Below are 8,317 nucleotides of genomic sequence, written 5' to 3'. Positions count from 1 at the left end.
CGTTGTACTCCTCGGGGTAGCCCCACGAGTCCTCCTGCGCGGCGGAGCCGTGGAACCACACGATGCCCTTGCCGTCATCATGGACGAAGCGCAGGAGCGCGGCATCCGTCTCGGCGCCGAACCCTACCGCCTTGTCGTGGTAGCCGTCGCGCCCTTCGAAGACGACGATCACGACGTCGTACTTGTCGATGATCTCCGCGCCCAGGCCACGGGGGTCCTCCACGACCCGCACCCGGAATCGCCCGGTGTCTTCGAGGAGGGTGGTCAGCCACTGGTTGTGCTGGCGGAAGCTGCGGTGCTCGTTGTCGTGCTCGATCGTCATGTGTCCGGACAGGATCAGCACGTTGAGGGTGTCGGTCATGCGTTCGCTCCGTTCAGCGCGCGGCCAGCCAGCGCGAGGTGGTTTCGGGTCATCGTCGTCGGGTCGTCATCGAGCCACTCGTGCCCGCCCCACTCGCTGCACAGCGTGCCGGCGAAGTCGGTGCCCACGAGCTCGGCGCCGAGGTCGCGGATCGGCTGCGACACACGGCCGTCGGTGTCGTCGAGATCCCAGAACTTCAGGTGGAACGCGCCGACCAGGGGAAGGATGCCGCGGAGGTCCGCGGCATCCGACCGGCCGAACCGCACCAGCAGGTTCATGAAGGCGGTGTGCACCTGCGGCGGAACGCCTCCCGAACGGAGCACATCGATCACGGCTGCGTTCGTCGCCGGGTCGCGCCAGTCGGTGGCGAGTCGCTGCAGCAGGGGCTGGGGCACGCCTCCCTCGCGCAGCAGCTCGAGGTAGCTCGGCGGCAGCGACGGCATCAGCATGCTGATGTCGACGAGGAGCCGCACGTGCGGGTCGTCGATGCCCGCGATGGTCTCGATGGCGGGCTTGGCAGCGGCTGAAGCGGGGGTCTGCTGACCCTGGATCTCCTCGAACAGGACGAGGTCGAGCTCGTGCAGCACCGGAAGCAGCTGCTTCAGCAGCGATTCGCCGGCCTGACCGATCGGCAGCCGCACGCCCGCGGCACCGACACGATGCGCGGCATGCAGCTGCGGCAGCAGGAACGCGAGGCGCTCGGCCTCGGTGCGGCGCTGCGTCGGGCTGATCCAGTCGTCCAGGCTCGCGCCGACGATGCTCACACCGCCCCCGACCGCGTCGAGCCCGGCGCGCAGGGCGTCGACCTCGGCATCCGTCGTCGTCGGAAACGATCGCCACAGCTGACCGGGCTCGAGCTCGATCACGGGGGCGACCCCGTCCGCGACGATCGCGACGGCGATGTCGGGTGCGGCGCGTTCGGCGCGGATCACGTCGGGCGTCCAGTTGAAGGCGGATGCCGCGAGCGTCCAGCCGACGGGGGGCGTTTCGTCTCGCGGCTCCGCCGCTCGCTCAACGACCGAGGGCGGGGGCACGTCGGTGACGGAGGCCGCGGCATCCAGCGTCAGCGATCGTCCGATGTGGAACGGCAGCGCGAGCGGGCCGTCCGGTCCGGTCTGCAGATAGGGGATGACGAGGCGGAACGAAACCGCGACGTCATGAGCGCCGGGCGCGAGCACCTGAGGACCGCGGATCGTAAGGCGGTCCTGGAGGAACCACCATCCGCTCTCGTCCGCGAGCGCGGAGGGAACCACGCCACGCCCGCCGAGCTCGACACTCAGTCCTTCGACGGGGTCCCCGTCGATCGAGACGGTCAGGTCGGCCAGGCTGGCGACCGGAAGCGACCGGATCCACGGCAGTCCGAGCCGGAGATCGAATCCGTCGTGGGTCGAGCGCAGGGCATCCTCGCGCAGGGCGGTCAGGGTCATTGCGGGCACGTCCTCGTGGCTCGTTCACCGGGTTGACGACCGGCTTACGACGATAATCTACACGCTTTAGTAGAAAAGCGAAAGAAGTGTCACGCGGTTCCGTGCACGGCCTCGATGGTCGGCCGGCCGTCCGCGAACCACCGTGGGAACGTGACGTCGAACAGCTGTTCGCGTACCATCTCGGCTCCACCCCGCAGCGGCTCGCGAAGGTCGCTCTGCGACTGGACGATGTTCAGATCGCGCGTTGCGAGGGGAAGCGACAGCTCGTACACGCGCTGCCGCACCTCGGCCAGGAACACCTCGCCGGCGCCGACCACCGCGCCGCCGATCACGATCGTGCCGGGGTTGAACATGTTGACCAGGGCCGCGATCGACTCTCCGACTACTCGCGCACACCGCTGGATCAAAGAGATCGCCAGCGCATCGCCGTCCTCGGCCGCACGTGCGATCACCTCCGGGGTCAGCGGCTGGCCCTCCCGCGTGCGCTGGGCGAGGGCACCGGTCGCACCGTCGGCGACCGCGATCTCGGCGTCGCGCACCAGAGCCCAGCCGCCCGCGACCGCCTCGAGGCAGCCGATCTTGCCGCACCTGCACAACGCGTCCGAGCCCGCGACCCGCACGTGCCCGATGTCGCCGGCGGCTCCGTTCGCGCCGCGGTGGATCCGGCCCTGCGAGAGGAGTCCGGCGCCGATCCCGGAGCCGATCTTGCAGTAGATCAGGTCGATGTGCTCGTCGCGACGGCGCGTGCGCTCGTTCATCGCGAGGAGATTGACGTCGTTGTCGACCCACACCGGAGCGTTGTACCGCTGCTCGAAGCGACGCCGGATGTCGAATCCGTTCCAGCCGGGCATGATCGGCGGTGCGACGGGTCGACCGGAACTGAAGTCCACGGGCCCCGGGATGCCGACCGAAACCCCCCACACCGGCACGTCGGGCGTGCGGCCGAGCACTTCGTCGATCATGGCGAGCGCCGTATCGAGCGTCTCCGCGGGTCCGCGCGAGATGTCCCACGTGCGATGCGTCTGCTCGAGAATGTCGCCCTCGAGCATCGCGACGCCCACGTGGATGTGCAGCGCGCCGAGCGCGCACACGATGATGCGTCCCCTGCTGCCGCGGAAGCGGAGGGTCCGAGGGGCCCTCCCCCCCGAAGACGGGCCGAACTCGCCGTCCTCCAGGTAGCCGATCTCGATCGCCTGGTCCACTCGCTGCGTCACGACACCTCGGCCCAGGCCGGTGACCCGGCCGATCTCCGGGCGCGTGGACGCGTCGGCGGTGCGCACCATGTTGACGATCCGCAGAAGGCTCGTCACTTCATCGGTCTGAGCGCCGAAACGCAGAGTGGACTCCGTGGCCATGGTCGATTTTCGCACAACTTCTGGCCGCTTCCGAGCATTTGGGCGCCTCTATAGTCAACGTTCGAAATACTTAGGTACGCTTTAAGCAAAACTGGAAGGCAGTGAGACGTTGCACGGTGTCGGAATCGTCGGCGCGGGGCCTGGGGTGGCCGCGCTGCATCTGCCGACGCTGGCGCGCTTCGGAGCCGAGTTCCAGGTCGTGCATGTCTCCGACAGCGGAAGCGGACGAGCGGAGAGCCTCGCCGCGCGCGTCGGAGCGCGTTGGTCTTCCGGAGTCGCAGATCTGCTCGCCGACGACCGCGTGTCGGTCGTCGTGCTGTGCAGCCCGCCTGCCGAGCACGCCGCTCAGATCCTGGCGAGCGTCGCGGCCGGTAAGCGCGCGGTGCTGTGCGAGAAGCCCCTGGCGACGACAGTGGCGGATGCCGAGGCTGTGATCGACGCGTGCCGAAACGACGGGACCGCGCTCCTGGTCGGTACCAACCACCTTTACGACCCGGCCTGGGGGCGGGCCAAGCACCACCTCCTCGCGGGCGGTCTGACCGTACGTTCCATCTCGGTGACCCTGGCCCTGCCGCCGAACGGCCGGTACCACGACGTCGTCACGGAACTGCCGGCGCCGGCGGTCGCCCCGGGTCGCGGCGGCCCCGATCTGTCGGTGCCGGAGGTCGCGGCATCCGTCGTCCGTCAGCTCATCACGGGTCTCGCCGTGCACGATCTGCCGATGTTGCGGGATCTCGCGCCGGTCCTCGAGGACGTGGTCTTCGCGCGCGCGATCGCTCCGATCGGCTACACCGTCGGCTATCGGGCATCCGGCATCCCGGTGCGCCTCACGACCGTCATGCTTCCGGAGGGCGGGGACGCGGTCTGGCGCCTCAACATCACGACCGAGACCGATCTGATCGAGGTGTCGTTCCCGCCGGCGTTCGTCCATGTCGGCAGTGCGGTGGTGCGGGTCACATCGCCCACGGGCAAGCTGACGACGTATCCGACCGCTGCCGAAGACGGTTACCTCGCCGAGTGGCGAGCGCTCGCGGACGTCCTGCTGGGCACCAGCGTCGTCGAGTACGACGAACTGCTCGACGACGCGCGCTACTGCATCACGCTGGCAGACGCGGCGGCCGCGCTGATCCTCGAGGATGCCGGACGATGACCGGCGACGCCGCAGAGGTCGTCGGCGTGGTCGACCCCACGGGGCGCTACCACGCGGCGGTGTCCGAGCTCCCGCTGAGCACGCGGTCCGCCGAGCGCGTTCCGGGCGCGCTCGTGGTCATCCCGGGGACTGCGGGCTGGACGGATGCCGCGCTCGCGGCTTCGGAGACCGGCGCTGCCGCGCTGGTGGTGGCCGAGCCTGAGTTCGTGCCTGCCACCGAGCTGCGGGCGCTCGCGCAGGGGCTGCACATCCCGCTCATCATCGAGCGGCCGCTGCTGCGGGCGGACGTCGCGGGAGACGCGATCGACCGACGCGCGGGTGGATCGCCGCGAGTGCTCACCGTCGACGGCGGCGCCGGCGAGGCGGGGCTGCTGTCGGTGACGCGCGACGCGGTCGGCTGGCTCCGCGTGCTCGCCGGAGGAGGCCTCGCGGTCGCCTCGTCCGACGGTGCGCTGGCGCTGCTCCAGACGGAGGCGGGCATCGCCGGCACGCTGACGGTCACCGTCACCGCTCGACCCGGGCCGGGATGGATACGCGCGCATGCGCTGGGCGAGACGATCACCGACGTCGAGATCGACGGTCGGGCGGCTCGTGTCACCACCGCATCCGCCGTGGGTCGGCTGACCTCCCCCACCAGGTTCGAGTCCTCGGAACGTCTCGCGCTTCGCCGCGCGGTCGCGGTGCTCGCCGACCGGGATCGTTCCGATGACCTCGGCGAACTGCTTGCCGACACCGACCTCGTCGAGCGGATGCCGGGCCTCGCGCCGTAGTCGGACTCTCGTCGGCAGGGCATAGATGCCGCTGATTCTCGTCATCGGCGATATGGGATTCCCTGATATGCGGGTATGAAGCGAAAGTAGTTAGGGGTTCACCCGCAAGCTTCCTCGAAGGGATCGAAGATGATCAAGCTGCTCTCCCATCTCTCGTACGTCGAGATCACCTCGCCCGATGTCGAGGCGTCCGTCGATTTCTACGTCAACCAGGTCGGACTCACCGAAGTCGACCGAATCGACGGCAAGGTCTACCTGCGCTGCTGGGGCGACTATTACAAGTACTCCGTCGTCGTGTCGCCGGGCGACGAGCCCTCGCTCGTCACCGCCGCATGGCGCACATCGAGCCCCGAGGCGCTCGAAGAGGCGGCCAAGCGCGTCGAGGCCGCGGGCGTGGAGGGCGAGTGGTTCGACGGTCACGCCATCGGCCGGGCGTACCGCTTCACCGGACCCTGGGGCCACACTCTGACCCTGCACTGGGACGTCGAGCGGGTGCACGTCACCGAGGGCGACAGCGCATCGATCTACCCCGACCGCCCCAACCGCCGCAGCAAGGTCGCGGGCGCTCCGCGGCAGCTCGACCACGTCACGATCGCCACGAGCGACGTCGACGCTTTCGCGGCCTGGTACAGCGAGGTGCTCGGCTACCGGGTGATGGCCAAGACCATCCTCGACGAGGCTCCGATCTCGGTCTTCTCCGTCCTCACGACGAACGAGAAGTCGCACGACCTCGGGGTCGTGCTCGACGGATCCACGCGTGCCGGCCGCGTCAACCACTACGCGTTCTGGGTCGACACCCGCGAGGAGCTGCTCATCGCCGCGGACGTGCTCATGGAGAACGGCTACCCGATCGAGTACGGCCCGTCGATCCACGGCATCGGCGAGCAGAACTTCCTCTACTACCGCGAGCCGTCCTCGCTGCGCATCGAGCTCAACACCGGCGGCTACCGCAACTACGTGCCCGACTGGGAGCCCAACACGTGGCGTCCGTCGCAGGGATCGAACAACTTCTACCGCAACAGCGCGATGCCGATGTCGATGACGGAGTCCTTCCCGCCGGCCGACGGCCCGAGCGCAACCGAAGAGGGCGTTCCGGACGAGATCAAGGAAGCCCTGTTCAACCCCTACGCCAAGCACGGCCAGGGCTGATCGACTCGAGGACGGGATCCCGTGATGCGCGGGATCCCGCCCTCCCCACCGGCGACACGAGAGCCAGATAAAGAGAGACTGAGACGATGACGTCGACCGGACCCACCGCCCCCTACGCCCTCGCCCGCTACCGCGACGGCGATTCGACCGTCCTCGGAGTTGTCGCCGGCGACCGGATCCGCCCGGTCAGCTCGGAGGAGCTCGGCGCGCCCGACCTCAACGCCTTCCTCGCGTCCGGCGATTGGAGCTCGATCGCCGCGCTCGCCGACGTCGAAGACGGGTGGAGGCCGCTGGGCGACGTCACCCTCACCGCGCCCGTGCAGCCGCGCCAGGTGCTGCAGGCGGGTGCCAACTACCGTCAGCACGTGATCGAGCTCGTCGCCGCCGGTCTCACGCAGAACACCGACCGCACGCCCGACGAGGCTCGCGAGTTCGCGAGCTCGATGATGGACGACCGCGCCGCGAACGGCGAGCCGTACTTCTTCATCGGGCTGCCTGCGTGCGTTGTCGGCGACGATGTGCCACTCGTGCTGCCGTCGTACAGCGAGGTGCACGACTGGGAGCTCGAGCTGGCCGTGGTCATCGGACGGGAGGCCTTCCACGTCTCGCGTGAGGATGCGCTCGACCACGTCGCGGGCTACACGATCGTCAACGACATCACCACCCGCGACCTGGTGTTCCGCAAGGACATGAAGGAGATCGGCACCGACTGGTACCGCTCCAAGAACGCTCCCGGGTTCCTGCCGACCGGTCCGTTCCTGGTGCCCGCCCAGTTCGTGCAGGAGGGCGAGCTGAATGTGCGCCTCGACCTGAACGGTCAGGTGATGCAGGATGCGTCGACCGAAGACCTGCTGTTCGACATCCCGGCTCTGATCTCGGGCGCCTCGCAGACGATGCCGCTGCTGCCGGGCGACATCCTGCTGACCGGCAGCCCGGCGGGCAACGGGCAGCACTGGAAGCGATTCCTGCGCGACGGCGACGTGATGACCGCGTCGATCGAAGGCCTCGGCACCCAGATCGTCCGGTGCGTCTCGGAGGATGCCGCGTGACCACGCCGTCCGACAACCCCGCCGACCTCGACCGCACCGATCCCGAGGCCGAGATCTCGGCGCGCGCCGAGGCGTACCGCAACTGGGGCCGTTGGGGCCAGGACGACGTGCTCGGCACCCTGAACTTCATCGAGCCGTCGCAGCGGGTGGCCGCGGCGGGACTCGTGCGCGACGGGCGCGTGATCTCGCTCGCGCAGTCGTTCGATACGAATGGGCCGCAGAAGGGCTGGCGGCGCCGCACGAACCCGGTGCACACGATGACCGACACCGGCACCGATGCGGAGCGGGGCAACCAGGGCTTCCCGCACGGGATCGGCGGCGCGGACGACGTCATCTCCATGCCGCTGCAGTGCTCGACGCAGTGGGACGGGCTCGGCCACATCTTCGACCACGGCAACGCCTGGAACGGGCGCCGCGCGGGCGACGTCGTCACGAGCGAGGGCGACCTCGTCACGGGCATCGAGCACGCGGCATCCGTCATCGTGTCCCGTGGCGTCCTGCTCGACGTCGGCCGGCACCTGCGGCCTGACACCGGCGAGCTGCCCGACGGATACGCGATCACGGCGACCGATCTGGACGCCGCCGCCGCCGCGCAGGGTGTCGTCATCGGGCGCGGCGACATCGTCCTCGTCCGCACCGGACAGCTCGCGCGTGCGCGCCGCGACGGCTGGGGCGACTACGCCGGCGGACCCGCGCCCGGGCTCTCGCTGACCACGGCCGGATGGCTGCACCGCACCGAGATCGCGGCGATCGCGACCGACACATGGGGCTTCGAAGTGCGCCCGAACGAATTCGACGTGCCGGCGTTCCAGCCGCTCCACCAGGTCGTGATCCCCAACCTCGGCCTCACCATCGGCGAGATGTGGGATCTCGAGTCGCTGGCCGAGGTCTGCGCGGAGTCCGGCCGCTACGAATTCCTGCTTTCCGCCGCGCCGCTGCCCATCACGGGTGCGGTCGGCTCACCCATCAATCCCGTCGCGATCCTGTAGATCCGACAGCAGTACGAGAACAGGGAGGTTCTGACATGACCGCAGTCCAGAAGGTCGCCATCGCCGG

General features: G+C 69.3%; 7 protein-coding genes and 1 pseudogene. 5 read left to right on the top strand and 3 right to left on the bottom strand.

The window, feature by feature from the left end; all coding sequences use genetic code 11:
• The 3 genes and pseudogenes from VFX99_RS14205 to VFX99_RS14195 form a co-directional block, all read right to left on the bottom strand.
• Positions 1 to 361, bottom strand: a pseudogene (locus VFX99_RS14205) (ThuA domain-containing protein); the annotation flags it as partial.
• Complete coding sequence (locus VFX99_RS14200; protein WP_329666944.1) at positions 358 to 1,788, bottom strand: hypothetical protein; 1,431 nt, start codon at positions 1,786 to 1,788, stop codon at positions 358 to 360. The gene VFX99_RS14200 and the pseudogene VFX99_RS14205, both read right to left, overlap by 4 nt.
• An 89-nt stretch (positions 1,789 to 1,877) precedes the next feature.
• Positions 1,878 to 3,143 carry an ROK family protein gene (locus VFX99_RS14195; protein WP_329666943.1) on the bottom strand — a complete coding sequence of 422 codons (1,266 nt, stop codon included), beginning with the start codon at positions 3,141 to 3,143 and terminating at the stop codon, positions 1,878 to 1,880.
• Positions 3,144 to 3,252: 109 nt separating this feature from the next.
• Here VFX99_RS14195 and VFX99_RS14190 point away from each other — a divergent pair, with 109 nt between their 5' ends.
• From VFX99_RS14190 to VFX99_RS14170, 5 genes are all read left to right on the top strand, one after another.
• Positions 3,253 to 4,293: a Gfo/Idh/MocA family oxidoreductase gene (locus tag VFX99_RS14190; RefSeq protein WP_329666942.1), complete on the top strand. Its 1,041-nt coding sequence runs from the start codon at positions 3,253 to 3,255 to the stop codon at positions 4,291 to 4,293.
• Complete coding sequence (locus VFX99_RS14185) at positions 4,290 to 5,063, top strand: hypothetical protein (protein WP_329666941.1); 774 nt, start codon at positions 4,290 to 4,292, stop codon at positions 5,061 to 5,063. The genes VFX99_RS14190 and VFX99_RS14185 overlap by 4 nt, the downstream gene beginning before the upstream one ends.
• 129 nt (positions 5,064 to 5,192) lie before the next feature.
• The gene (locus VFX99_RS14180; RefSeq protein ID WP_329666940.1) at positions 5,193 to 6,212 is read left to right on the top strand and encodes a VOC family protein; all 1,020 of its coding nucleotides are present in this window, start codon (positions 5,193 to 5,195) and stop codon (positions 6,210 to 6,212) included.
• Between the two features lie 86 nt (positions 6,213 to 6,298).
• Positions 6,299 to 7,261: a fumarylacetoacetate hydrolase family protein gene (locus tag VFX99_RS14175; RefSeq protein ID WP_329666939.1), complete on the top strand. Its 963-nt coding sequence runs from the start codon at positions 6,299 to 6,301 to the stop codon at positions 7,259 to 7,261.
• A complete protein-coding gene (locus VFX99_RS14170; RefSeq protein WP_329666938.1) occupies positions 7,258 to 8,250 on the top strand; it encodes a cyclase family protein in 993 nt (330 codons plus the stop codon). Before VFX99_RS14175 ends, VFX99_RS14170 begins: the two co-directional genes overlap by 4 nt.
• The last annotated feature ends 67 nt before the right edge of the window (positions 8,251 to 8,317 follow it).

The sequence above is a fragment of the Microbacterium sp. genome, assembly GCF_036277215.1.
GTDB lineage: Bacteria > Actinomycetota > Actinomycetes > Actinomycetales > Microbacteriaceae > Microbacterium.
Note: the sequence above shows the minus strand (reverse complement) of the source record. Positions and strands in the feature narration are given on the sequence as shown.

Excerpts from the sequence above, each read along its gene's own strand:
- VFX99_RS14200 (WP_329666944.1), bottom strand. The coding sequence starts at position 1,788 with ATGACCCTGACCGCCCTGCGCGAGGATGCCCTGCGCTCGACCCACGAC.
- VFX99_RS14195 (WP_329666943.1), bottom strand. The coding sequence starts at position 3,143 with ATGGCCACGGAGTCCACTCTGCGTTTCGGCGCTCAGACCGATGAAGTG.
- VFX99_RS14185 (WP_329666941.1), top strand. The coding sequence starts at position 4,290 with ATGACCGGCGACGCCGCAGAGGTCGTCGGCGTGGTCGACCCCACGGGG.
- VFX99_RS14180 (WP_329666940.1), top strand. The coding sequence starts at position 5,193 with ATGATCAAGCTGCTCTCCCATCTCTCGTACGTCGAGATCACCTCGCCC.
- VFX99_RS14175 (WP_329666939.1), top strand. The coding sequence starts at position 6,299 with ATGACGTCGACCGGACCCACCGCCCCCTACGCCCTCGCCCGCTACCGC.